Raw genomic sequence first — 23963 nt, 5'->3', positions numbered from 1 at the left:
GTGTCCCGCCGGGGGCCTACCCTTTCCCCCGTGACCTCTCCCGCGGCGCGCACCGCTCTGGATCTCACCGACGGACTCCCGGTCCCGGGCCTGGAGGATTTCTACCGCGACCTGCACCGTCACCCCGAGCTGTCGTTGAGCGAACACCGCACCGCCGGGAAGCTCGCCGGGCGGCTCAAGGAGGCCGGCTTCGAGACGGCCGAGGGGATCGGCGGCACCGGGGTCGCGGGAGTGCTGCGCAACGGTGACGGGCCGACGGTGCTGCTGCGCGCCGACATGGACGCGCTGCCGGTGCAGGAGGAGACCGGGCTGCCCTACGCCTCGCGGACGGACGGGGTGATGCACGCCTGCGGACACGACCTGCACGTCACCTGGCTGGCGGGCGCGGCCGCTGCGCTGGCGGCCGGGCGGGAGACCTGGAACGGCACCCTGCTGGTCGTGGGCCAGCCCGCCGAGGAGACCGGGCAGGGCGCGGCCCGGATGGTCGCGGACGGGCTGTACGAGCGCTTCGGGCGCCCGGACGTGCTGCTCGGGCAGCACGCGGCCCCGGGCCCGGCGGGCCTGTACCCGCACGCGCCGGGCCTGATCATGTCGGCGTCGACGGACGTGACCGTCGTGGTGCACGGCCGGGGCGGCCACGGTTCGCGGCCCGAGTCGACCGTGGACCCGGTGGTGACCGCCGCCTACCTGGTCACCCGGCTGCAGACGGTCGTCTCCCGGGAACTGGCCGCCCGCGAGTCCGCGGTGCTCACCGTGGGCCGGATCGAGGCCGGCACCCGGCACAACATCATCCCCTCCGAGGCGCGCATCGAGCTGAACCTGCGCACCCAGTCGCATGAGGTGCGGGAGCGGATGCTGGCCGCGATCCGCCGGATCGCCGAGGGCGAGTGCCTGGCCGCCGGCTGCCCGCGCGAGCCCGGGATCACCCTCGGCGACACCTTCCCGGAGACGGTCAACGACGTCGGCACGGACACCGCGGTGGCCGCCGTGCACCGCGAGGTCTTCGGCGCGGACACGGTGTTCGACCCGGGCCCGGCGATGGGCAGCGAGGACTTCCCGGAGCTGGCGCTGGGCTCGATCCCGTACTCGTACTGGTTCGTGACGACCACCGCGGCCGAGGTGTGGGAGAAGGCACCGGGCGCGACCTTCCAGGAGAAGTTCGCGGCCGTGCCGAGCAACCACAGCCCCCGCTTCGCACCCGACCTGTCCACGATCGCCCCGGGTGTCCGGACCCTGGTCTCGGGGGCGCTCGCATTTTTGTCAGTGGCATGACCTAGTCTTCGCGACCTAGTCTTCACCCATCCGCCACGGACGGCACACAGGGGGCTCGTACATCAGCCGTGCCGCGTGGCGCTCACCTCACTCATTCGTTCCGGGGGGTTCGAATCAGCGTGCGTATGCGCACCCTCACGACTGCCACCACCCTGGCCGTCCTCTTCAGCTCGGCGGCCCTCGCCGCCACTCCGGCAGCCGCCGACTCCAGCAGGATCCTGCCGGTCAAGCAGACCGCCGACCTCGTGGTCGACGGCGCCCACCAGCAGGTCTTCATCAGCGACCCGGCCAACGGCAAGATCGTCGTCACCGACTACGCCGGCAAGGTCGTCAAGCAGCTCACCGCGAACCTGACCGGCGTGAGCGGCCTCGAACTGTCCGCCGACTCCGGCACGCTCTACGCGGCCGTGCCGGGGCTCGACGCCATCGCGGTCTTCGACACCGCCACCGTCACCGAGACCACGCGCTACGAGGTCAAGGCCGACCAGCCGCGCAGCGTCGCCCTCGCGGGCGGCAAGCTCTGGTTCGGCTACGGCGGCGCCGCCGCGGGCAACATCGGTTCCGTCGACCTCGCGAGCGAGCAGCACGACGTCACCCTGGACCTGGACAACGGCTGGTACAGCGCGCCGATCCTCGACGCGGCGCCCGGCTCGGACACCCTGGTCGGCGCCCAGACCGGGGACAGCTCCGGCAAGGTCGTCTCGTACGACGTCACGTCCGGCACCCCGAACCGGCTCGCCTCCGCCAGCGCCGGCGAGAACACGCGGGACATCGCCGTCACTCCGAACGGCCAGGACGTCGTCGTGGCCAGCGGATACCCGTACAACCACCCGGTGTTCAAGACCTCCGACCTCACGGCGGACGGCAGCTATCCCAGCGCCACCTACCCGAACGCCGTGGCGGTCGCCCCGGACGGGACCGTCGCGGCGGGCGTCGACGGCTGGTACAACCCGGACATCTTCGTCTACAAGCCGGGCGCCACCACGTCGGTGCGCGAGTACGACTTCCCGGACACGGACCACATCAGCGGTTCCGACGAACTCGCCGACTCCACCCTCGGCTGGGCGCCCGACGCCTCCCGCCTGTTCGCGGTGTCGTACAACAACGACGGTGTCTACTCCCTGCGTGTGTTCGACGCCCCCACCAAGGCGACGACCACCGTCACCGTGGACGCCCCGGCCACCGCGGCCCGCGCCAAGCAGCTCACCGTCAAGGGCAAGGTCACCTCCAAGGTGGCGCTCCCCGCCGGCGCCAAGCTCACGGTCACCCGCACCGACCTGGACTCCCCGAACGGCAAGACCCTGCCCTCGGTGACGGTCAAGGCGGACAACAGCTACTCCTTCACCGACACCCCGCCGGCCGGCGGCAAGGTGAAGTACAAGGTGGCCTACGCGGGCGACACCGACCACGCGGCGGGCTCCGGCACCGACACCGTGGACGTCTCCCGCGCCAAGCCGGCGCTGTCGGTCGACAACAACGGCAAGGTGTACTCCTACGGCAAGGACGTGAAGTTCACGGCCCACCTGGGGAGCACCTACAAGAACCGCACGGTGGAGATCTGGGCCGACCCGTTCGGCTCCGACAAGCCGAACAAGCTGGTGAAGTCCGGCAAGGTCAACTCCGCCGGCAACCTGTCGGTCACGCTGGACCTGAAGCGGGACACCAAGGTCACCGCGAAGTTCTCGGGCGACGCCCGCTACCAGCCCCGGTCGGTCTCCAGCACCGTCGGCGCCAGGGTGAGCGTGTCCACGTCGGTCAGCAACCACTACAAGGCGAAGAGTGCGTGGGGCCACACGTACTACTTCTTCCACAAGAGCAGGAACCCGCTGATCACGACGAAGATGCCGTTCTTCCCGGGCCGTAAGCAGAAGTTCGAGTTCGAGGTGTACTACCAGGGCCGCTGGTACCCCGGCGACCCCTCGTACTTCGCGCTGGGCCCCGACGGCGTGTCCCGGGTGCAGATCACCGGGAACCACGCCGAGGACGTCGGCTGGCGGTTCCGGGTGCGCTCGTCGTACATCAACAGTTCCTCCGGTGACACGGTGAACTCCACGACGCACGGCGCCTGGAAGTACTTCACCTTCACCGGCTGAGGCCGCTACCCGGCCGACTGGAGCTGCCGCAGGTGCCGCTGGACGTTCTCCAGCGCGCCCTGCCGGCGGCCCGGTACCCGGAACCTCAACTCCGCGAGCGCGGGCCCTAGTTCACGGGCCCGCGCCGCGTCCTTGATGCACCCCCACTGATGGTGGGCCCGGTCCACGGCCGCCTCCACGGCGGGCGTGTCCACCGCCTGCCCGGCAGCGAGCCGCACCCCGGCCACCCGCAGCCAGGCCCGGCAGCTGCGCACTGGGTCCCCCGCGAACATGGCCAGATCGGCCCGGACCTCGGCCCAGTGCAGCGCCTCGTCGGAGGCGGGACCGTGGCTGTGCACGGCGCCCTGCTCGTGCCGAGCGGCGAGCGCGTCGGCGTCGGCGTGCCGCCCGGCCTGGACGGCGGCGCTGATGGCGGCGTGGGGATCACCGGTCGGCCGGGGCCGCGCGGTGAGCACGATGTTCCCCGGTGCTTCGTCGGCGATCCGTGCCAGGGCCTGTTGGTGCAACTGCTCCAACGGCGGCCGGTGTCCGCTGCGCAACAGCGTCGCCACCGCCCTCATGTACGACGGCTCGGCCGGACCCCGCTGTTTCGAGGGGGGTGCGATGCGGCCGTACACCGCGCTGGTGCGACCGGAGTCGAGCGGCCGCCGGGCGAGGTGCTGCCAGGTCTCGGCGTCCGCGTGCAGGTCGACGAAGAGAGCCGTGGACCCGGCCGAGCGCAGCCGCAGTTCCTCCCTGATCCAGTGCCACGGCAGCGCCGTGTAGCGGACGGTGGCCGGGGTGGTGCGGGCCAGGGCCAGGTGAGGCTGGTGCTGGCGGCGGTCCAGATGGAGCTGCCCGGTGATGTACACGGTGAGCGGGCCGGGCGCGGCCGCGGCGGCGCGCAGCCGGGTGAGGACGGCCTGCGGCTCGAGCGGGTCGGCGAGTTCGACCACGTTCGCGGTGTCGGTGCCGGACAGCACGCCAGGGGCGACCGCGGCCAGCACGGGCAGCACCCCGGCCGCGTCCACCAGGCGCCCCCGGCCCAGCGGCGAGGCCGCGAGCAGCAGCACGGTTCCGGGCATCGTCCCTCCCCCTTAGATCGCCCTACAGCCAGCACCGTAACCGCTGCTGGTGCAAAGGTGCGTCTCAGGACTGCAAACGTCCCCGTACGGGGTCTTCGCCCGCCCGCCGGACGGCGAAGATCGTGGTGTCGTCCTCCAGGCGGCCGCCGCTGTGCAGCAGCACCCCGTCACGGACCCGGCGCACCAGGCGCCGCGGCTCGGCCCGCCCCGGGTCGGTCTCGACGGCCCGGGCCACTTCCCGGGTCAGCGGGTAGAACTTCCCGGCGGCGTCCCGCGCCTCGGTGACTCCGTCGGTGACCATGAGCAGGGTCTCCTCGCGCCCGAGCGGCACCCGGTGCAGCGGCGGGCATCCGGTCCCGAGGTCGCCGAACCCGAGCGGCAGGCCGTCGCCGCCGGGCAGGGGGCGCACCCCGTGCGCTCCGACGACGAGCGGGGGCTCGTGCCCGAAGTTGATCAGGTCGACCGTGTCCGGGGCGTCTTCGGGGAAGCAGAGCAGGACGGCGGTGGCGAAGCGGTCGGCGTCGTCCCCGCCGAGGGCGGTGGTGTGCCTGCGGTGGCGGACCATGCGCACCTCGAGCCGCCGGGCGACGGTCGCCAGGTCCGGCTCGTGGTAGCCGGCCTCCCGGAAGGTGCCGAGCAGCGCGGCCGCCGTCTCCACCGCGCCCAGCCCCTTGCCCTGCACGTCCCCGAAGAGGACGCGGGTGCCGTGCGGGCCGGGCTGGATGTCGTAGAAGTCCCCGCCGACCTGGGCCTCGACGTCGGCGGCCAGGTAGGCCCCCGCCTGCTCCAGGCCTCCCCAGACCGACGGCAGCGGGCGCAGCACGGTACGCCGGGTGGTCTCGGCGATGTCCCGGATGTGCAGCATCTGGCGTTCCCGGCGTACCCGCACGGCCGAGACCAGCACACCGAGGGCACCGCCGAGGGCGACCAGGACGAAGTCGGCGAGTCCGGCCTGGTACGCGCCCGGCCAGAGGCTGTCCACGGCGACGTACGTCGCCAGCGACAGCACGGCGAAGGCGGCCGTCCCCCACACACCGCAGAGCGCGGCGGCGATGCCGGGCACCAGGACGATCCAGGAGACGATCCGGAACCGCTCGGTGGTGTTGATGTCCACCAGCACGATGGCGACGAGCAGCAGCAGGGGCGGCACCCAGGCGATGCTCCGGCCATGGATCCGCAGCAACTGCCGCCGGAGCCGGTACTCCATGTCCGTCACGGCCGGGCAGCCCTCCATGTCTTCGGAGAAATTCAGCGAAACACGGGAGCATCGGCGCCGCATCCGGGCACCCGTCACCCGTCCGGCCGACTTGCCAGGGCGTCCCCCCAGGTGTGCTCTGGTAGGCGGGGGCGAGGAGAGAGAGGAGTGCTCTCATGGCGCATGCGGCACCCGCGACCGGCGGCATGATCCGGGGCGGTCGTAATCCCGACGTCTTCAGCGAGCGCACGCACGCGGTGGCCAAGGTCGCCGTTCCCGTCGTGCTCGGGCTCATCTACGGGTACTGGGCCGCGGCCAACACCCGCTACGGCGGACCCATCACCGGCTGGAACCTGCTGTTCGGCTTCGTGACGGCCATCGTGTTCGCGGCCGTCTGGATGGGGCTCGCGGCCCTGACCCCGCGGATGCCGCGCGAACTGCACGCGGCGCTGTGGGCCGCCTTCACGGGCATCGCGGTCGGCTTCCTGTACAGCCTGAGCGGCCGCGGCCACTCCGTCCTGGCGTCGGCGGGCCTGGGCGTGGCGTTCGCCGTGGTCGTGGGCGGCGTGCTGTTCTACCGCTACTACACGCACGAGGACGGGCTGGGAAACCGCATCCGCTGAGCAGCCGAGTACACGGGACGCGCGTGGGCCCCGGCCGTTCTCCGGCCGGGGCCCACGCACTCCCCTGTAACTCCCTCCTCACCAGCACCAGGAAACACCCGTTCGGAGGAACCCTCCACCGGAGAGCGGAATGCCTTGCTCCGCCAGGCGGCGCGGCCGTTCGGCTTGACATTTCCCCCGAATGCAGTCGTACCGCTCGCTCCCGGGGCCCCGCGGGCCTTGCCTGGAAGCGTGCCCCCACGCCTCAGGAGCTCCCTGTCGGCCGTACTGATCGCCCTGTCCTGCCTGCTCGTGCCGTTCGGCGCGCTGGCCGCCTGGGCGTCGTACGGGCTCGCCGACACGGGCCGGTACGTCACCACGATGGCCCCGCTCGCGGCCGATCCGGACGTGCGGGAGGCCGTGGCGAAGACGGTCGGGGACGGCATCCTGCGCGAGGTGGACCAGCGGATGGACGTCCGCGGGGTACGGGGCTCGGTCGCCCCGTTCGTGCACGACGCGGTGCGCTCCTTCACCCAGACCCGCGCCTTCCGGCTGGCCTGGGACACCGGCAACCGGGTCACGCACGACGCGGTCCTGCGCGCCCTGCGCGCGGAGGACCCGGCCGAGGACGCGGGCGAGGGCCCGGTCACCGTGGACCTCGCTCCCGTCACCGCCCAGGTCAAGCAGCAGCTCACCGACGACCACATTCCGCTCGCCGCCCGCATCCCGGTGGAGCACACCGCGGTCCCCGTGCTCCGGGCGGCCGAGGTGGGCCGGCTCAGGAAGGGATTCCACGTGCTCGAAGTCGCCGGCTTCTGGCTCCCGGTCACGGCCGTCGTCTTCGCCGTCGCCGGGATCGCCCTGGCCGTCCGCCGCCGCCGCGCCGTCGCGGCGACCGCGCTGGGCACGGCCCTGGGCGGCGCCCTCCTCGTCCTCGCCCTCACCATCGGCCGCAGCCTCACCCTCGCCGGCCTCCCCGCCGACGTCCCGCACCCCGCGGCGGCCGCGATCTACGACGCCCTGACCGCCACCCTGCGCACCACGTCCTGGCTCCTGCTGGCCCTGGGCCTCACGGTGGCCCTGACAACCTGGGTGACCCGCCGCCTGCGCCTCCCCCGCCCGTCCCGCCACCCCCACGAGGACGCCACGGCCCCCACCCCGGCCCAGTCTCCGGCCCCGACCCGAGCCAGAGCCTGAGCCCCAGGACGGCCCGCAGGCCGCCTCAATGCGCCGAAGGCGAAGCCGCGGCGCAGGGCGACCTGCGAGCCGCCGACGGCGAGAACGCCCCACAGGGGCCACCCGCACCCGACGACGAGAGCCGCACGGGTGGTGCGGGTGGGAACGAGACCGCCGAAGGCGAAGCCGAGGCGGAACCGCAGCTCCAGCCGGAGGCAACCGCCGAGGCGGCCTACCCCCGCGCAACCCCCACCAGCACCCGCAACGCCCGCACCAGCTCCTCCTCCGGCACCGACGCGAGCCCGACCCGCACGGCATCCGGCGTACGGCTCGGATCCACGGAGAAGGCCGTACCCGGGGTGACCGCGATCCCACGCGCCCGCGCTGCCGCCGTGAACGTGTCCGCCCGCCACCCCGCAGGCAGCTCCCACCACGCGAAGTACCCCGCCGGATCAGCCCGCACGGCAAACCCCGCCAACTCCTCGGCGACCACCCGCTGCCGCCGCCCCGCATCCCTGCGCTTCGCCTCGGTCAGCCGCGCCACGCTCCCGTCCCCGATCCACCGCACGGCCGCCTCCAGCGCGAAGCACCCCGCACTCCACCCCCCGGACCGAACAGCCCGCGCCACCGCCTCCACCCGCCCGCCCGGCACGACCACGAACCCCACCGTGAGCCCCGGAGCGACCCGCTTGGACAGCCCGTCGACGACATGCACGAGCTCCGGCGCGAGACCGGCGAGCGCGGGTTCGCCGCCCGGGCGCAGGAAGGACCAGATCCGGTCCTCCACGACCGGTATCCCCAGGCTGTGGACGACCTCGGCCAGCCGCACCCGCCGCTCCGCACTCAGGGTCAGCGAGGTCGGATTGTGCAGCGTCGGCTGAAGGTAGAGCGCGGACAGGGGGGAGGTGCGGTGAACCGTCGCGACGGACTCCGCCAGCAGCCCTTCCGCATCCGCCGCAAGCGGGACCAGGGTGACACCGAGCCGCCCCGCGATCTCCTTGACCAGCGGATACGTCAACGGCTCCACACCGACCCGCCCACCCGGCCGCACCAGGGAGGCGAGTGTCGCGGCGATGGCCTGCCGGGCGTTGCCGGTGAAGAGGATCCCGTCGGGGTCGGGCCGTGGACCACCGCCGGCCAGCAGCCCCGCGACCGCCTCCCGCGCCGCCGCACTGCCGGCGGCCGGGGCGGGCCGCATCGCCTCGGCCAGCGCGTCCGGCCGCACCAGGGACGCGAGCGCGGGGGCCAGCAGCTCCGCCTGGCCGGGCGCGGAGGGGTAGTTGAGCTCCAGGTTCACGGGCGCGCCGTCCGCCGCCTCGGTCAGCGCGCGCCCCGGCTGCACGTCCGGCGCCGTGGCCCGCACGAACGTACCGCGCCCGACCTCGCCCACCACCAGCCCGCGGCGGACGAGCTCGGCGTACACCCGCCCGGCCGTCGACGCGGCGATCCCGTGCCGCCGGGCGAACGCCCGCTGCGGCGGCAGCCGCTGCCCCGGCCGGAGCCGGCCGCCGCCGATGTCACCCGCGATCCGGTCGGCGATACGCCGGTAGTCGTCCACAAGCCCCCCTGCGGTCACAGGTCACCTGCCGTCACAAGTCACCTGCCGTACCGGCGCATCCGATTGCACCGAGGGCAAAGATTTTATTGCACCGAGGAGTTGGGGGCACCTAGGGTCGATCACATGCCACCCTTCCTCTCGTACGAGGACAAAACCCCCGAAGTCTCCTCCCGGGTCCCCCTCGTCCTCGTCCACGGCCACCCCTTCGACCGCACCATGTGGACCCCACAGCTGGCCGCCTTCTCCGCCGGCCGCCGGGTGATCGCCCCCGACCTGCGCGGCTACGGCTCCTCCCCGGTCACCCCCGGCACCGTCCCGCTCGCCCGCCACGCCCAGGACATCGAGGAACTGCTGGACTTCCTGGGGGTGGACTCCTTCGTCCTGGCCGGGCTGTCCATGGGCGGCCAGATCGCCATGGAGTGCTACGACCGCTTCGGCGGCCGTGTCCGGGGCCTGGTCCTCGCCGACACCTTCCCCGACCCCGAGACACCCGAGGGCAGACGGAGCCGGAACGCCATGGCCGACCGGCTGCTCGCCGAGGGAATGCGCGGCTACGCCGACGAGGTCCTGGAGAAGATGGTCGCCCCGTACGCCGGCCCCGAGGTCAAGGCCCACGTCCACGGCATGATGGCGGCCACCGCCCCCGAGGGCGCCGCGGCCTCCCTGCGCGGCCGCGCCGAACGCCCGGACTACCGTCCCCTGTTGACCAGGGTGGCCGTGCCCGCACTCGTCGTCGTGGGCGCCGACGACACGTACACCCCGGTGGCGGACGCGGAGGCGATGCACCGGGCACTGCCCGACTCCGTACTGCACGTCGTCGCGGGTGCGGCCCATATGCCGAACCTGGAGCGGGCGGAGGAGTTCAACCAGGTGTTGGAGAAGTTCCTGACCGAGGTCGACTCACGCTCGTAGTCTCGGGGAGTGACACGAAGCCCTGGGCGCGGACTCGGTTCCTGGTCGGCGGGACTGCTCCTCGCCGGGGTCAGCGTGGTCGTCGGCTGTCGCGTGGCCGGCACCGACGGCATCACGCCCGTGCCACAGCTGCTCGCCTTCCTGCCCTGGCTGCTCGTGCCGACCGGCGTCGCCCTGCTGTGCGCGCTCCTCACCCGCTGGTGGCCGGGACTGGTGTGGGGAGTCGCCGTACTGGGGCTGCTGGCCTGGTACCTGGAGCCGTACGGGAAGACCGCGGAACCCGCCGGCCCGCCCCTCGCCGCCCTGCGTGTGCTGACCTCGAACGTCGAGTTCGGGCGCGGCACCCCCGCCCTGGTCCCGCAGATCCGCCGGCTGCGCCCCGATCTGGTCTTCGTCGAGGAGTGCGAGTACACCTGCCAGGCCACGCTGGAAGGGGACTTCGCGCACGCCTACCCCCACCGGCAGGCCGTGGCCGCGGGCGGCTCCCACGGCTCGCTCATACTGAGCCGCTTCCCGCTCAAGGGCACGGCCGGCGTCCGCGGCACGATGGGCATGCCCGGCGCCGTCGCCGACGTACGCGGCCACGCCGTCCGGGTCCAGCTCGCCCACCCCATGCCCCCGCTCGCCCGCCAGGTCGGCCTCTGGCGGCGGGAACTGGGCCGGCTGCGCGCCTTCGCCGCTGCCGCCCCCCGCACGCCCACGATCCTCGCGGGTGACTTCAACGCCTCCCAGGACCACGCGGCCTTCCGCCGCGTCCTGGACGCCGGCCTGACCGACGCCGCCCGCCTCGCCGGTCACGACCGCACCCCGAGCTGGCCCTCCCGCACGTCCTCGGTCATCGGCGCCCAGATCGACCACGTCCTGCTCTCCACGCCGGACTTCTCCGCGACCGACGCCCGCTTCCTGCGCCTGACCGGTACCGACCACCGCGCACTCGTCGTCGACATCACGCTCCACCAGCGCAGATGACCCCCAGGAGGCCGGAGCGAAGCGGCCATAATGGGTGCATGCCCCGCGAGTTCCCCATCGGCCTCACCCCTCCCGACTGGCTGGTCCGGAACCTCAGACCCCACCGGGCACCCCTCAACCGGGCCGCGATGGTCCGGGCCGCTGTCGCGATGGCGCTCCCCCTGGCGATCGGACTCGCGGCCGGACAGCCGACGTACGGCGCGCTGGCCTCCATGGGCGCCCTGTCCGGCGTCATCAGCGACACCGCCGACGCCTACCGCATGCGCATCGTCAACATCGCGGTCCCCCAGCTCTTCGGCGCGGTGGGCGTCACCGTGGGCTCGCTGGTGTACGGCCAGGGGTGGTACGCGGTGGCCGCCGTCACCGGCGTCGCCCTGGTGTCCGGAATGATCTCGACGATCGGCGCGGTGTCCTCCGTGTCAGGACTGCTGCTGCTCCTGAACGCCGTGATCGGCGCCGGACTCCCGCTCCCCGGCCCCTGGTGGCTGCCCCCGGTCCTGATGAGCGGCGGCGGCCTGCTCGTCCTCGCCCTGGCACTGCTCGCCTGGCCCCTGCGGGCCGGGGTGCCGGAGCGCGGGTCGGTGGGGGCCGCCTACCGCAAGGTGGCCGACCTGCTGGCAGCCTGCGCCGACCCGGACCGCTACACCACCATCCGCGTCGAGGTCACCGAGTCCCTCAACCAGGCCTACGACCTCATCCTCGCCCACCGCGCCCGCCAGCACGGCCGCAGCCGCGAACTCACCAGGCTCCTCGCCCAGTTGAACGCGATCACACCCGTGGTGGAGGCGGCCCCCGCCGTCCACCTCACCGGCCGGCCGCTCCCGCCGGAGGTCCCGGAGGCGGTCCGCCACCTGGCCGAGGCCATCGAGACCGGCTTCACCGGCCCGATAGCCCTGCCACACCTGCCCACCCCCACCACGGAGACGGCCCGGGCCGTCGACCTCGCCCTGCGCCACACGGCCGAGGTCGTCACGTCCCCCGACGTGGACCCCCGCGGAATCGACGACCGCCTGGGCCGCCCCGCCAACCCGAGCATCCGTACGGCCCGCGCGGCCCGCAACGTGGTCCTCTCCGCGAACTCCTGGCACTACGGCCTGCGCCTGGCACTGTGCATCGGCATCGCGCAGGCCCTGGTCTCCCTCGTCGCCGTCCCGCGCTCCTACTGGGTGGCCCTGACCATCACCTTCGTCCTCAAGCCCGACTTCGGCTCGGTCTTCTCACGGGCACTGCTGCGGGCGCTGGGCACGGTGGCGGGCCTGGTGATCGCGGCGGCGGTACTGGCGGAGGTACCCCCCGGCTGGTGGGACGTCCCCGTCGTCTTCGTGCTCGCCCCGCTGATCCCGGCCCTGACTCCCCGCGGCTACGGATACCAGACGGCAGCCATCACCCCAGTCATCCTGCTCCTCTCGGACATCCTGAACCACAAGGGCACGGCCCTCCTGCTCCCCCGCCTCCTGGACTCCCTCATGGGCTGCGCGATCGCCCTGATCGCCGGCTATCTGCTGTGGCCGGAGAGCTGGCACACCCGGGTCGGCGACCGCCTGGCGGACGCCGTCGCGGACACGGCGGCCTACGTCGACGCCGCGTTCGGCGCGGACACCGACCCCGCCGCCCGCGCCCGTATGCGCCGCCGCCTCTACCGCGACCTCTCGACCATCCGCACGGAGTTCCAGCGGGCCCTGACGGAACCCCCGCCGACCGGCCGCCGCGCGGCGGCCTGGTGGCCCTTGGTGGTCGCGGTGGAACGCATCATCGACGCGACGACAGCGGCCCGGGTCCGGGTGAGACACGGAGCCCCGCCCCCGTCGCCGGCCGAAATCTCCCAAGTGTCCGTTCAGCTGAGAGAATTGTCGGACAGAGTCCGAGAGGCAGAGACCCTGGTGGCAGTCCGCACGGACCTCACGGGCCCGTCGGGGAGCGTTCTGGAGCCCCTCCGCCAGGAAGTGGCTGCGGCGAGGGCCATCACGTCGCCACACTGACATGCGGTCGAGACTCGGCTGAGACTCGCCCCTCCCCAAGATTGCAATCCCAGGCCGCTAACCTTACGTGTCCGTCCTGGCCAGGGATTGACGGGCATCAACTCACGCGAAGGGTTGCGCACATGGGCATTCTCACTCTCCTGCGGAACGCGTTCGGCCGGTCACGCAAAGCGCGTGCCGCCGAAGCAGAGGGTGCGGAACACGTTCCTTCGCAGGAGCAGCACCAAGAGCCGGCACCGATCCCCTCCCCGGCAACCGAGCCGGCCCCCACCCCGACCCCCGAGATCCCCGAGCCCCGCTCGGCCTCACCGGACGAGCACGATCTGGTGTCGGCAGCCTTCGACAACGTAACGGCCCCCAAGCCGACAGAACCGACACCGGAACCTGCCCCCGAGCCCAAGACCGAGCCGACGGCAGAGGCCGAGCCGGCGACGGAGGCCGAGCCGGTGGCAGAAGCCGAGCCCGTTGCGGAGCCCGTGGCTGAGGCCGAGCCGACGGCAGAGGCCGAGCCGGTTACGGAGCCGGTGGCGGAGGCCGAGCCGGTGGCAGAAGCCGAGCCCGTTGCGGAGCCCGTGGCTGAGGCCGAGCCGACGGCAGAAGCCGAGCCGGTTACGGAGCCGGTGGCGGAGGCCGAGCCGGTGGCAGAAGCCGAGCCCGTTGCGGAGCCCGTGGCTGAGGCCGAGCCGACGGCAGAAGCCGAGCCGGTTACGGAGCCGGTGGCGGAGGCCGAGCCGGTGACGGAGCCCGCCGCTGAGGCCGAGCCGACGGCAGAAGCCGAGCCGGTTACGGAGCCCGTGGCTGAGGCCGAGCCGACGGCAGAAGCCGAGCCGGTGGCGGAGCCCGCCGCTGAGGCCGAGCCGGAGAGCGAGGCGGTGGCGGAGCCCGTCGCCGAGCCCCAGCCGACGGCCGAGGTCGCTGCGGAACCTGAGCCCGAGCCGGCGGCCGAGCCCGAACCGGTGGTGGAGCCCGCTGCCCAGGCCGAAGCCGAGCCGGTTGCGGAGACGGCGGTCGAGCCCGAGCGGGTCGCGGAGCCCACGGCCGAGGCCGAGCCCGAGCCCGTTGCGGAGCCCGTCGTGGTGGCGGAGCCCGCCGCCGAGTCCACCCCTGAGCCCGAGCCCGAGCCCGTTGCGGAGCCGCTGGCGGCCGAGGCGGAGGCAGCGGACGACGACCCGCAGGCCGCCGACGGCGAGGACGCCCCGCAGGGGCCACCCGCACCCGACAACGAGACCCGCACGGGTGGTGCGGGTGGGAACGAGACCGCCGAAGGCGAAGCCGAGGCGGAACCGCAGCGCGAGCCGGAGGCAACCGCCGAGGCGGAACCGCAGCCGGAGGCAACCCCCGCCCTCACCCCCGCCCTCACCACCGCCTACAACGCAGCCACCACCACCCTCGAGAAGACCGACCTCACCGGCACCCGAGCGAAGCTCTACCTCGTGCTCGACCGCTCGGCGAGCATGCGCGGGTACTACAAGGACGGCTCCGCCCAGGCCCTCGCCGACCAGACCCTCGCCCTCGCCGCCCACCTCGACCCCGAGGCCACGGTCCACGTCGTCTTCTTCTCCACGGAGGTCGACGGCACCACCGACCTCACCCTCACCCCGGACCACGAGACCAAGATCGACGACGTCCACGCCACCCTCGGCCGCATGGGCCGTACCAGCTACCACGCCGCCGTGGAAGCCGTACTCGCCCACCGCGAGAAGAGCGGCGGGGACACCACCCCCGCCCTGGTGATCTTCCAGACGGACGGCGCCCCCGACGCGAAGACCCCCGCCACCCAGTCCCTCACCGAGGCGGCGAAGAACCACCCCTCCGTGTTCTTCTCCTTCGTCGCCTTCGGCGAGCACGACAACAAGGCCTTCGACTACCTCCGCAAGCTGAAGACCGGCAACACGTCCTTCTTCCACGCGGGCCCGACCCCGCGCGAGCTGACGGACACGGAGCTGTACGAGGGCGTACTGGCGAACTGGCGCCCGTAACAAACCGCACCCAGCCACAACCGGCCCACGCCGGCCATAACCGGCTGTAACAGCCGATAACCCCCCGCACCCCCATGCCGCCCGCTTCTCACCCCGTAAAACGGGAAGCGGGCGGCATACACACGTCGGCTACGATTTCAAGGTTCGTACCCGTAGCGACCTGGGAGCAGCCCCCGATGGCTCGACACCTCATCACCAGCGCCCTTCCCTACATCAACGGGATCAAGCACCTGGGCAACATGGTGGGGTCCATGCTCCCGGCGGACGTGTACTCCCGGTACCTCCGCCAGCGCGGCCACGACGTCCTGTACATCTGCGCGACCGACGAGCACGGCACCCCCGCCGAGCTGGCCGCCAAGGAGCAGAACCTCCCGGTCGACGAGTTCTGCGCCCAGGCGCACGACGCGCAGAAGGCGGTCTACGACGGCTTCGCACTGGCCTTCGACTACTTCGGCCGCAGCTCCAGCGCCGAGAACCGCGACATCACGCAGCACTTCGCCCGCAAGCTGAACGAGAACGGCTTCATCGAAGAGCGCGCGATCCGCCAGGTGTACTCGCCCACCGACGGCCGCTTCCTGCCGGACCGCTACGTCGAGGGCACCTGCCCCCACTGCGGCTACGACAAGGCCCGCGGCGACCAGTGCGAGAACTGCACCCGCGTCCTGGACCCGACGGACCTGATCAACCCCCGCTCGGCGATCTCGGGCTCCACGGACCTGGAGGTCCGCGAGACCAAGCACCTCTTCCTCCTCCAGTCCAAGCTGGAGAACGAGGTCCGCGAGTGGGTCGCCCGGCACGACAAGGACTGGCCGCAGCTGGCCTCCTCCATCGCCCACAAGTGGCTGACCGAGGGCCTGCACGACCGCGCGATCACCCGTGACCTGGACTGGGGCGTCCCGGTCCCCGCGGACACCTGGCCGGAGTTGGCGGCCGAGGGCAAGGTCTTCTACGTCTGGTTCGACGCCCCGATCGAGTACCTGGGCGCGACCAAGGAGTGGGCGGACCAGGACCCGGAGAACCGCGACTGGAAGTCCTGGTGGTACGACGTCGACACCGACGTCCGCTACACGCAGTTCATGGCCAAGGACAACGTCCCGTTCCACACGGTGATGTTCCCGGCCACCGAGCTGGGCGTGCGCGAGCCCTGGAAGAAGGTCGACTTCGTCAAGGCCTTCAACTGGCTGACGTACTACGGCGGCAAGTTCTCCACCTCGCAGAAGCGGGGCGTCTTCACCGACCAGGCCCTGGAGATCCTCCCCGCCGACTACTGGCGCTACTTCCTGATCGCCAACGCGCCCGAGTCCGACGACTCGTCGTTCACCTGGGAGCACTTCACGGCCACGGTGAACAAGGACCTGGCCGACACTCTCGGCAACTTCGTCAACCGCGTCCTGTCCTTCTCCCGCAAGCGCTTCGGCGACGACGTCCCCGCGGGCGGCGAGCCGGGTGCGGCGGAGACGCGGCTCGGCGAGGAGATCGCGCGCCTGCTGGCGGAGTACGAGGAGCACATGGAGGCCCTCCAGTTCCGCAAGGCGGCCGCCGCGCTGCGCGCCCTGTGGTCGGCCGGCAACTCCTACCTGGAGGAGAAGGCCCCCTGGCTGGAGATCAAGACCGACAAGGACGGCGCGGCCCTCACCCTGCGCACGGCGATGAACCTCATCCACCTCTACTCGGTGATCTCCGAGCCCTTCATCCCGGCGACGGCGAAGACCATGCGGGAGGCGTTCTCCCTGGCGGACGACACCGCGGCCTGGGCCACCCCGGAGGCGGCGAAGTCCCTCACCTCCGTCCCGGCCGGCACCCCCTTCACGGTCCCGCCGGTCCTGTTCGCCAAGCTGACGGACGAGGACCTGGAGACGTACAAGGAGCGCTTCGGCGGCGAGCCGGCGTAACACCGAAAGTGGTGCGGGGTCAGCTTCCCGACGCGTAGGTCACAAAGTTCGCCCACGCGTCGGGGGCGAGCGCAAGCCGTGGGCCCTCGGCGTTCTTGGAGTCGCGAACGTGCACGGTGCCGGGGGTGACGGCAAGCTCAACGCAGGAGTTGCCGTCGTTGCCGCCGCTGTAGCTGCTCTTGAACCACGCCAGCTCGGAGGTGTCCCCGGCAGTGGTCTTGCGGATCATGTTTCTCCCAGCAGTTGTTCGATGAACGCCAGCGACTCCCCTGGCGAGAGCGCCTGAGCCCGGATGGTGCCATAGCGAAGCTCAAGAATGCGCAGGTGTTTGGGTTCGGAGGTCGTCCGGCCGTTGAAGGCGCCATCCGAGCGCCCCACAGCCGTGCCGTCCGGAAACTTCAGCAGCTCGATCCGACCGTCCAGGCCGGAGTGGGTGTCGCAGTTCATCGGCATCACCTGAAGCACGACGTTGTGCAACCGCCCCACCTCCAGCAGACGTTCAAGCTGCTGACGCCACACCATTGTGCCCCCGATGGGACGCCGCAGGACCCCCTCTTCCAGGACGAAGCTGAGCGCCGGCGCGGGCGAGCGTTCGAAGACCGACTGCCGGGCCAGACGAGCCGCCACCATGCGTTCGACATCCTCCGGCGAGTACGGCGGCTGCGCTGCCCCGATAACGGATCGAGCATGCTCCGGCGTTTGCAATAGCCCAGCGATGATGTGGCTCTCGTACAGAGCGATCTCGACCGCCTTGGCCTCCAGCTTGCCCAGTTCCCGAACCTTCTTCGGATACCGGACCTTCTTCACGTCCTCCCAGGCCGCCGCAATGAGCCCACCCGCGCCCAACACCTCGTCGGCCTTGTCCAGGTACTCCTGCCGAGGAATCCGCTTCCCGCCCTCGATCTTGTAGACGAGGTCCTCCCCGTACCCGACCGCCACCCCGAACTCGGCGGCCCGCCGCCTCAGCTTCAACTGCCGCCCCACGGTGGTGATGACGGCCACGCCCCACTCGTCATCCGGATCCACCTCCCACCCCGGCTCGTCAGCCTCACCCTTGAGCCGCCCCTCGTCACCGCTCACGTGCTCCATCCCGCGTCCCTCCGTCGTACGTCCGCGCCGCAACGCCCCCTACCCGGACCGCCTCTGCCGACAGCGCCGACACCACCGGACAAACTCCGGACAGTCACCGTACGGACCGGCTGAGTCACTGTTCACGGTAAGCGCGCACCACCACGCTCAGTCACGTGAACCAGGAAAACGCCACCCAACTCCACCCCCGCACGCGTTACTTCAGCGCCCTGCTGTCACCCACCCCGCGCGGCGCCCGCCTCGCCCGCCTGCTCGCCACGGAATGGCTTCGCACCTGGGACCTTCCGCACTGCCTCACCGAGACCGCCGAACACGTCGTCGCCGAACTCGCCGCGAACGCGGCCACCCATGGGCGGCTCCCCGGCCGGAGCTTCCACCTCGCTCTTCAGGCCACCGCCGACGTACTCCGCATCGAAGTGACGGACACCCGCGGTGACGACCGCCCCCGCCGGCGACTCCCCACCCCGGATGCCGAAACAGGACGCGGCCTCCTCCTCGTAGAGGCGCTGGCCGACCGCTGGGGAGTCGAACCCGGCCCCACCCCACGCAAGACCGTCTGGGCCGAACTCCACCTCTCCGCACCGGAGCACAGCGCACCACACTCCGGTGCGACCTGCGCTCTTCCCTAAGAAACACCGGGAGAAAGAAACCCCACCAAGCCCCACCCCTCCCGCCCGCAGGCCAAACTCACCCCCCGGGTGAACATGCCCAACTCAGCTGGATTCGGGACCGGTTGCCTGCCCTACGCTCAGCGCGAGCGACACAGATCAACCGCAAACATGCGACGGCCCCCGCCGGGACTGGCATCCCAGTGCGAGGGCCTGACCACCGAGGAAGTTAGGCCCTTCCTGATGGACACCGAAAACCCTAGCGCGCCCCCGCACGCCCAGTCCCGTATCCCGGGCAAAAACCACCCTCACCGGGACCGGCAGGCGCACCCGGGCGGAGTCGTCCCACGACAACGCCCGCCACACCACCCGCTTCACGGTGATCGGCAACCACCTCACCCAGCACCGCGAGCTGTCCCTCCTCGCGATCGGACTGGCGTGCCACATCCAGTCCCTCCCCACCGGCTCCCCCGTCGACATCAAGACGCTCGCTGCCCGCTTTCCCGAGGGCCCCACGCGCATCGCCGCCGCCCTGCGCGAACTCGAAGCCCACGGCTACCTCCGCCGGACCCGAGAGCGCGTCCCGGGCGGCCGGATCGTCACCCGCACGGTCTCCTGCAACAGGCCAGGGCACCGGATCGCCCCGGCCGAGACCCCCAACAGGCCCGCCCGACGCACGGCCGCAGCGGACAAGCCACCCCCGCGCAAGCGCCTCCCCGCCGTACCCCAGCCCTCGACCAGTTCTCCCGCCCTCCTCCGGGCGGCCCTCGACGTCCTCGCCGGCCTGCGCCGCCTCGACCCCCGCCTGCTCCTCTCCGCCACCGACGCCGAGTACCTCGCCCCAGGTGTCGCCGCCTGGCTGGAACGCGACATCGCCCCCACCGCCGTACGCCACGCCCTGACCGAGAACCTGCCGTCGGAACCCCTGATCCGTCCGGCCGCCTTCCTGGCCCACCGCCTGGCCGCGCAGCTTCCGCCTCCGCCCCCGTTCGACTCTCCGACGTCACTGACACCGGCGGTCAGACACCCGCTCCGGAACTGCGACGGCTGCGACCGTGCCTTCCGCTCGCCCGAACCGGGCAGCCGCTGCGTCGACTGCCGATCCGATCTCCCGGAGGCCGCCTAGCATGAAAGCGACGATCCTTGCCCCTGGGCACAGACGAGGAGCGAGTGCCATGACCATCGCACCGGACAACGCACAGCAGGGCGCCTCTCATCTTTACCGGGCCATGCGGGATGTCACCCAGTCCATGGACGACACCCTCCCCGGAAAGTTCGAGATCACCAAGGAAGGGATCGTTCACGACATGATGTCGCCGGGAGGACCGCACGAGGTCACGGCAGCACACATCAGCCGCCGCCTGGAGAAGCTGCTGCCTGACGAGCTGCTGGCCCACAACGGCACCCCCGATGTGGAGGATGAGCCCGAGGGCATCATGCGCCACCCCGATGTGATGGTGATCGCCTGGACCGATCTGGGCACCGAAGGCTCCATCGATCCCCGGACCCTCATCGCCGCCATCGAGGTCGTCTCCCGCTCCAACCCGGACAACGACTGGGTGAGCAAGGCGCGTGACTACCCCCTGATGGGCATCCCCGTCTACGCGGTCTTCGACCCTCGCACCGGCACCGGCGCCGTCCTCACCGACATCCACGCCACCCCCGACGGCCCCCGCTACGCCACCCGCAAGGACTTCGTCTACGGCGAGGACGTCACCATCGGCGACTGGACCATCTCTACCCGGGATCTGCCACGCTACGAAAGCCGGACCGGCGAGCAGCAGTGAGCCCCGCCCCGAGCAGACCCCTGCCGCTCAGGCCCCTCGGTGGTTCAGCTCCGACTGCCGATCCGACCTGATGGAGGCTGCCTGGCATGACCGTGACGACGCAGGAGTTTCCGTCGCTCCAAGCCTGGCCGGATACCCTGGCGGGGGCATTTCTGGAGGGCACCATGAGCGCAATGGCCGACCACGGACGCGAGCTGATCCCCCGCCCCGAGCTGACCCCGGATGCTCTCCGCGCGGCCCTCGCCGTCGTTGCCCCCGGGCATCTGGACGAGATGCAGACCACGAAGGACGACGCCTTCGCCAAAGCCGTCGAGTGGCAGTCTCTGAGCCCCGTGCAGAGCTGGGTCCTCATCTGGGCCAGGGATATCGAGATCGCCCGCCGCCCCGACCTGTCCTCCCGCTTCGCTCGGGCACAGAGCACCTGGAGGCCGAGGACGCTGCCACCTCTCAGGAAGCCCTGCGGGAGCTGAGCGCCGTCTTGGACGAAGCCATGAAGGCAGTACGCGGTTGAGCTGGAAGTGGGAGGACGCCTTCGGCGCGGAGGAGTCCTTGGGGTCTGCTGAAGAAGCCTTACGACCCCTCAGTGGCCGCCGCTCCCGGGAAAGTTGCCGCGCCGCACGCTTTTCCTTCCGGCTAGGCCAGGTACCCGAGCACGAGCGCTCCGACCACGGGCGCGGCGTAGACGAGCGGAAACGGAACGTGCGAGTACCACCGGGCCCGGGCCACGGTCACGGCGGCGCCGAGGAAGTACACCACCAGCCCGGTACCCGCCAGCACCCCGACGAACGGCACGAACAGCCCCACCACCAGCCCGACGGCGCCGGCGGCCTTGGCCACCCCCAGCGGAGTCCACCACCCCTGCGGCACCCGGTAGTCGGTGAGCGCCTGCACGATCCACTCCGCCCGCAGGAGCAAGACGGTCCCGGAGAACCCGGCCATCAGCGCGGCGAGCAGGGTGACGACGATGTGTGCGGTACGCATGAGAGGCTCCCAACGAGCGATCACTGAGTGACGGACACCCCTCTGACCCGCGTCGTCGCCCCTGTGTGACAGGAAGCCAGAAAAATCTTCCCGTGAACATTCCCGAACCCCACCGCCGGCTCCTCGCGGACGTCGTCTCCGTCGGCAGCCCCCACGTTCTCGTGCTCGCCGGCGGTTACGCCCTGCAGGCGCACGGGCTGCTGGAGCGGCCGCACGCCAACCTCGACTTCGCGACCGAGAGTGCCGAGGCCATGGACCGGATCGCCGGTGCCGTCGGCGCGGCACTGGAGGTGCGGGGGCGGCAGGTGCGGCCGGGGGCCGTCACCGCGCTCACCGCGCAGCTGACCGTCACGGACCCGCCGACCGGTGAGCCGTGCGTGCTCGCGCTGCACAAGGAGGTCTTCTGGCAGCCTCCGGAACTGACCGAGTACGGCCCGGCCCTCTCCCTGGAGGACGCCGTCGGCACGAAGATCCGTGCCCTGTACGACCGGGGCTCGGCCGTCGACCTGATCGACGCGCAGGCGGCGGCGACCCGCTTCTCCCTCCCCGATCTGGAGGCACTGGGCCGCCGGCACGCCCACGACCCCTTCGACCTGCCCACCCTCCAGTCCCGCCTCACCGGCACGGACTGGTACGCGGATGCGGACTTCGTCCGGCACGGGCTGACCGAACCGCAGGTCACCGCCCTGCGCGCCTGGGCACAGCGCTGGTCCGACGACATCGCCGAGCGGCTGCTGGAGGACGGTGCCTCACCCGACGCGGAGAACGGCACGGAGAACGACCCGGAGGGCGAGCAGGGCGGTGACGGCTGACGTGGGTGTCAGCTGCCGCTGTCGGAGAGAGCTGTGAATCGAGATGCGCATGGGAAAGGGCTCGAAACCGATGCCGGTCCCGAGCCCTTTCCGTCCTGCTTGTGCCTTACTTCGGCTGCGGCTTCCGGATGTTCAGGTGCAGCTCCCGCAGGCGGGTCTCGTCCAGCTCGGTCGGGGCGCCCATCATCAGGTCCTGGGCGTTGCCGTTGAGCGGGAAGGCGATCGTCTCGCGGATGTTGGGCTCGTCGGCGAGAAGCATGACGATGCGGTCCACGCCCGGGGCGATGCCACCGTGCGGCGGGGCGCCGAAGCGGAAGGCGCGCAGCATGCCCGCGAACTTCTCCTCGACGGTGTCCCGGTCGTAGCCCGCGATCTCGAAGGCCTTGAGCATGATCTCGGGCTCGTGGTTCCGGATCGCGCCGGAGGACAGCTCGACGCCGTTGCAGACGATGTCGTACTGCCAGCCGAGGATGTCCAGCGGGTCCTGGGTCTCCAGGGCCTCCAGGCCGCCCTGCGGCATCGAGAAGGGGTTGTGGGAGAAGTCGATCCCGCCGGTCTCCTCGTCCTTCTCGTACATCGGGAAGTCGACGATCCAGCAGAAGCGGAAGACGCCCTCCTCGAAGTGGCCGGCGCGACGGGCCGCCTCGACGCGGACCGCGCCCATGATCTTGGAGACCTCGTCGAACTCGCCCGCGCCGAAGAAGACCGCGTGGCCGGCGGCCAGCGACAGACGCTTGGTCAGCTCCGCGACGTTGTCCTCGGTCAGGAACTTCGCGATCGGGCCGGACAGCGAGCCGTCCTCGGCCACGCGCACCCAGGCCAGACCCTTGGCGCCCTGCTCGACCGCGTACTCACCGAGCTGGTCGAAGAACTTGCGGGGCTGCGCGGAGACGTCCGGCACCGGCAGCGCACGCACGTGCTTGCCCGCGAACGCCTTGAACTCCGAGCCCTCGAAGACATCGGTGATGTCCACCAGTTCCAGCTTGGCGCGCAGGTCCGGCTTGTCGGAGCCGTACTTCAGCATCGCCTCGCGGAACGGGATCCGCGGGAAGGGAGAGGTGACGTGACGGCCGCCTCCGAACTCCTCGAAGAGCTCCGTCATCAGCTTCTCGACCGGCTGGAAGATGTCCTCCTGCTCGACGAAGGACATCTCGATGTCGAGCTGGTAGAACTCGCCCGGCGAGCGGTCGGCACGGGCGTCCTCGTCGCGGAAGCAGGGCGCGATCTGGAAGTAGCGGTCGAAGCCGGAGATCATCAGCAGCTGCTTGAACTGCTGCGGGGCCTGCGGCAGCGCGTAGAACTTGCCCGGGTGCACACGGGAGGGGACCACGTAGTCGCGGGCGCCCTCGGGGGAGGTGGCGGACAGGATCGGCGTCGCCATCTCGTTGAAGCCCATCGCCGCCATCTTGTGCCGCATCGCGGAGATCACGGCCGTGCGCAGCATGATGTTGCGGTGCATGCGCTCGCGGCGCAGGTCCAGGAAGCGGTACTCCAGGCGCCGCTCCTCGTTGACCCCGTCCTCGGCGTTGATCGTGAAGGGCAGCGGGGCGGCCGCGCCGAGCAGCTCGACCTCGCCGACCTCGACCTCGATCTCACCGGTGGGCAGGTCGGGGTTCACGTTCTCGGTTCCACGTGAAACAACCCGGCCGTCGACGCGGACCGAGGACTCCTTGGAGATCTTGTCCAGGGCCTCGTAGGCGGGCGTGCCGGGACGGGCCACCAGCTGCGTGATGCCGTAGTGGTCGCGCAGATCGATGAAGAGGATGCCGCCCAGGTCGCGCCGATTGTGCAGCCAGCCACTCAGCCGGACGTCGGTGCCGACGTCAGAGGCGCGGAGCTGGCCGCAGGTGTGGGACCTGTACCGATGCATCGTCGTTCATCGTCCTTCGTGGTGGGGTGATGAGTGCCGGGGCTGCCGCTCCGGCGGTAGCCGGACACGGGGCCCGGACCCATCAAGGGTACCGGCCAGGCCAAGATCGGCTCCCCACGTTTTCC

General features: G+C 71.4%; 19 protein-coding genes and 2 pseudogenes. 14 read left to right on the top strand and 7 right to left on the bottom strand.

Annotated features, from left to right (window positions below; genetic code table 11):
• The first annotated feature begins 30 nt into the window (after nt 1-30).
• Both FB157_RS13315 and FB157_RS13310 read left to right on the top strand, forming a co-directional pair.
• Nucleotides 31-1272, top strand: a complete 1242-nt coding sequence (locus FB157_RS13315; RefSeq protein ID WP_145879187.1) for an amidohydrolase — start codon at nt 31-33, stop codon at nt 1270-1272.
• A 119-nt stretch (nt 1273-1391) separates the two neighbouring features.
• The gene (locus FB157_RS13310) at nt 1392-3365 is read left to right on the top strand and encodes an Ig-like domain repeat protein (protein WP_145879185.1); all 1974 of its coding nucleotides are present in this window, start codon (nt 1392-1394) and stop codon (nt 3363-3365) included.
• A gap of 5 nt (nt 3366-3370) precedes the next feature.
• Here FB157_RS13310 and FB157_RS13305 read toward each other — a convergent pair whose 3' ends face one another.
• Both FB157_RS13305 and FB157_RS13300 read right to left on the bottom strand, forming a co-directional pair.
• Nucleotides 3371-4429 (bottom strand): hypothetical protein, encoded by a 1059-nt coding sequence (locus FB157_RS13305; RefSeq protein WP_145879183.1) that lies wholly within the window; start codon nt 4427-4429, stop codon nt 3371-3373.
• Between the two features lie 64 nt (nt 4430-4493).
• Nucleotides 4494-5636: a PP2C family protein-serine/threonine phosphatase gene (locus tag FB157_RS13300; protein ID WP_261386306.1), complete on the bottom strand. Its 1143-nt coding sequence runs from the start codon at nt 5634-5636 to the stop codon at nt 4494-4496.
• A gap of 164 nt (nt 5637-5800) precedes the next feature.
• Here FB157_RS13300 and FB157_RS13295 point away from each other — a divergent pair, with 164 nt between their 5' ends.
• Nucleotides 5801-6247: a hypothetical protein gene (locus FB157_RS13295; protein ID WP_145879179.1), complete on the top strand. Its 447-nt coding sequence runs from the start codon at nt 5801-5803 to the stop codon at nt 6245-6247.
• Between the two features lie 231 nt (nt 6248-6478).
• Nucleotides 6479-7423 carry a hypothetical protein gene (locus FB157_RS13290; RefSeq protein ID WP_145879178.1) on the top strand — a complete coding sequence of 315 codons (945 nt, stop codon included), beginning with the start codon at nt 6479-6481 and terminating at the stop codon, nt 7421-7423.
• Between the two features lie 211 nt (nt 7424-7634).
• On the opposite strand, the gene FB157_RS13285 is transcribed toward FB157_RS13290, so the two are convergent.
• Nucleotides 7635-8960: a PLP-dependent aminotransferase family protein gene (locus tag FB157_RS13285; RefSeq protein WP_145879446.1), complete on the bottom strand. Its 1326-nt coding sequence runs from the start codon at nt 8958-8960 to the stop codon at nt 7635-7637.
• A gap of 123 nt (nt 8961-9083) precedes the next feature.
• On the opposite strand from FB157_RS13285, the gene FB157_RS13280 reads away from it, so the two are divergent.
• The 5 genes from FB157_RS13280 to metG all read left to right on the top strand — a co-directional run bounded on the left by FB157_RS13280 (nt 9084) and on the right by metG (nt 16691).
• Nucleotides 9084-9872 (top strand): alpha/beta fold hydrolase, encoded by a 789-nt coding sequence (locus FB157_RS13280; protein WP_145879176.1) that lies wholly within the window; start codon nt 9084-9086, stop codon nt 9870-9872.
• Nucleotides 9873-9881: 9 nt separating this feature from the next.
• Complete coding sequence (locus FB157_RS13275; RefSeq protein WP_145879174.1) at nt 9882-10841, top strand: endonuclease/exonuclease/phosphatase family protein; 960 nt, start codon at nt 9882-9884, stop codon at nt 10839-10841.
• Nucleotides 10842-10879: 38 nt separating this feature from the next.
• Nucleotides 10880-12820: an FUSC family protein gene (locus tag FB157_RS13270; RefSeq protein ID WP_145879172.1), complete on the top strand. Its 1941-nt coding sequence runs from the start codon at nt 10880-10882 to the stop codon at nt 12818-12820.
• A gap of 122 nt (nt 12821-12942) precedes the next feature.
• Nucleotides 12943-14799 (top strand): VWA domain-containing protein, encoded by a 1857-nt coding sequence (locus FB157_RS13265; protein ID WP_145879171.1) that lies wholly within the window; start codon nt 12943-12945, stop codon nt 14797-14799.
• Nucleotides 14800-14975: 176 nt separating this feature from the next.
• Nucleotides 14976-16691 carry a methionine--tRNA ligase gene (gene metG / locus FB157_RS13260; protein ID WP_145879169.1) on the top strand — a complete coding sequence of 572 codons (1716 nt, stop codon included), beginning with the start codon at nt 14976-14978 and terminating at the stop codon, nt 16689-16691.
• Between the two features lie 19 nt (nt 16692-16710).
• Here metG and FB157_RS13255 read toward each other — a convergent pair whose 3' ends face one another.
• Both FB157_RS13255 and FB157_RS13250 read right to left on the bottom strand, forming a co-directional pair.
• Nucleotides 16711-16920, bottom strand: coding sequence for a DUF397 domain-containing protein (locus tag FB157_RS13255; protein WP_145879167.1), 210 nt, complete (start codon nt 16918-16920; stop codon nt 16711-16713).
• Nucleotides 16917-17780, bottom strand: a complete 864-nt coding sequence (locus FB157_RS13250; protein ID WP_145879165.1) for a helix-turn-helix transcriptional regulator — start codon at nt 17778-17780, stop codon at nt 16917-16919. Before FB157_RS13250 ends, FB157_RS13255 begins: the two co-directional genes overlap by 4 nt.
• A 155-nt stretch (nt 17781-17935) precedes the next feature.
• On the opposite strand from FB157_RS13250, the gene FB157_RS13245 reads away from it, so the two are divergent.
• From FB157_RS13245 to FB157_RS13230, 4 genes and pseudogenes are all read left to right on the top strand, one after another.
• A complete protein-coding gene (locus FB157_RS13245) occupies nt 17936-18409 on the top strand; it encodes an ATP-binding protein (protein WP_145879163.1) in 474 nt (157 codons plus the stop codon).
• A gap of 222 nt (nt 18410-18631) precedes the next feature.
• A pseudogene (locus FB157_RS13240) lies at nt 18632-19514 on the top strand (helix-turn-helix domain-containing protein).
• 49 nt (nt 19515-19563) lie between these two features.
• Nucleotides 19564-20175 carry a Uma2 family endonuclease gene (locus FB157_RS13235; RefSeq protein WP_145879161.1) on the top strand — a complete coding sequence of 204 codons (612 nt, stop codon included), beginning with the start codon at nt 19564-19566 and terminating at the stop codon, nt 20173-20175.
• 164 nt (nt 20176-20339) lie between these two features.
• Nucleotides 20340-20686, top strand: a pseudogene (locus tag FB157_RS13230) (hypothetical protein).
• Nucleotides 20687-20808: 122 nt separating this feature from the next.
• On the opposite strand, the gene FB157_RS13225 reads toward FB157_RS13230, so the two are convergent.
• Complete coding sequence (locus FB157_RS13225; protein ID WP_145879159.1) at nt 20809-21156, bottom strand: DoxX family protein; 348 nt, start codon at nt 21154-21156, stop codon at nt 20809-20811.
• A 92-nt stretch (nt 21157-21248) separates the two neighbouring features.
• Between FB157_RS13225 and FB157_RS13220 the strand changes: the two genes are divergently transcribed.
• On the top strand, nt 21249-21968 hold the full coding sequence (locus FB157_RS13220) for a nucleotidyl transferase AbiEii/AbiGii toxin family protein (protein WP_145879158.1): 720 nt from the start codon (nt 21249-21251) through the stop codon (nt 21966-21968).
• A gap of 106 nt (nt 21969-22074) precedes the next feature.
• On the opposite strand, the gene aspS is transcribed toward FB157_RS13220, so the two are convergent.
• Nucleotides 22075-23838 (bottom strand): aspartate--tRNA ligase, encoded by a 1764-nt coding sequence (aspS, locus tag FB157_RS13215; RefSeq protein ID WP_145879156.1) that lies wholly within the window; start codon nt 23836-23838, stop codon nt 22075-22077.
• Nucleotides 23839-23963: the final 125 nt, after the last annotated feature.

Origin of the sequence: Streptomyces sp. BK340 (assembly GCF_007827595.1) — a bacterium.
In the GTDB taxonomy this organism is placed as follows: Bacteria; Actinomycetota; Actinomycetes; order Streptomycetales; family Streptomycetaceae; genus Streptomyces.
Note: the sequence above shows the minus strand (reverse complement) of the source record. Positions and strands in the feature narration are given on the sequence as shown.

What these genes read in the sequence shown, in the direction of transcription:
- FB157_RS13305 (WP_145879183.1), bottom strand. Translation starts at nt 4,429, where the DNA reads ATGCCCGGAACCGTGCTGCTGCTCGCGGCCTCGCCGCTGGGCCGGGGG.
- FB157_RS13300 (WP_261386306.1), bottom strand. Translation starts at nt 5,636, where the DNA reads ATGGAGTACCGGCTCCGGCGGCAGTTGCTGCGGATCCATGGCCGGAGC.
- FB157_RS13295 (WP_145879179.1), top strand. Translation starts at nt 5,801, where the DNA reads ATGGCGCATGCGGCACCCGCGACCGGCGGCATGATCCGGGGCGGTCGT.
- FB157_RS13280 (WP_145879176.1), top strand. Translation starts at nt 9,084, where the DNA reads ATGCCACCCTTCCTCTCGTACGAGGACAAAACCCCCGAAGTCTCCTCC.
- FB157_RS13270 (WP_145879172.1), top strand. Translation starts at nt 10,880, where the DNA reads ATGCCCCGCGAGTTCCCCATCGGCCTCACCCCTCCCGACTGGCTGGTC.
- FB157_RS13265 (WP_145879171.1), top strand. Translation starts at nt 12,943, where the DNA reads ATGGGCATTCTCACTCTCCTGCGGAACGCGTTCGGCCGGTCACGCAAA.
- metG (WP_145879169.1), top strand. Translation starts at nt 14,976, where the DNA reads ATGGCTCGACACCTCATCACCAGCGCCCTTCCCTACATCAACGGGATC.
- FB157_RS13255 (WP_145879167.1), bottom strand. Translation starts at nt 16,920, where the DNA reads ATGATCCGCAAGACCACTGCCGGGGACACCTCCGAGCTGGCGTGGTTC.
- FB157_RS13250 (WP_145879165.1), bottom strand. Translation starts at nt 17,780, where the DNA reads ATGGAGCACGTGAGCGGTGACGAGGGGCGGCTCAAGGGTGAGGCTGAC.
- FB157_RS13235 (WP_145879161.1), top strand. Translation starts at nt 19,564, where the DNA reads ATGACCATCGCACCGGACAACGCACAGCAGGGCGCCTCTCATCTTTAC.
- FB157_RS13225 (WP_145879159.1), bottom strand. Translation starts at nt 21,156, where the DNA reads ATGCGTACCGCACACATCGTCGTCACCCTGCTCGCCGCGCTGATGGCC.
- aspS (WP_145879156.1), bottom strand. Translation starts at nt 23,838, where the DNA reads ATGCATCGGTACAGGTCCCACACCTGCGGCCAGCTCCGCGCCTCTGAC.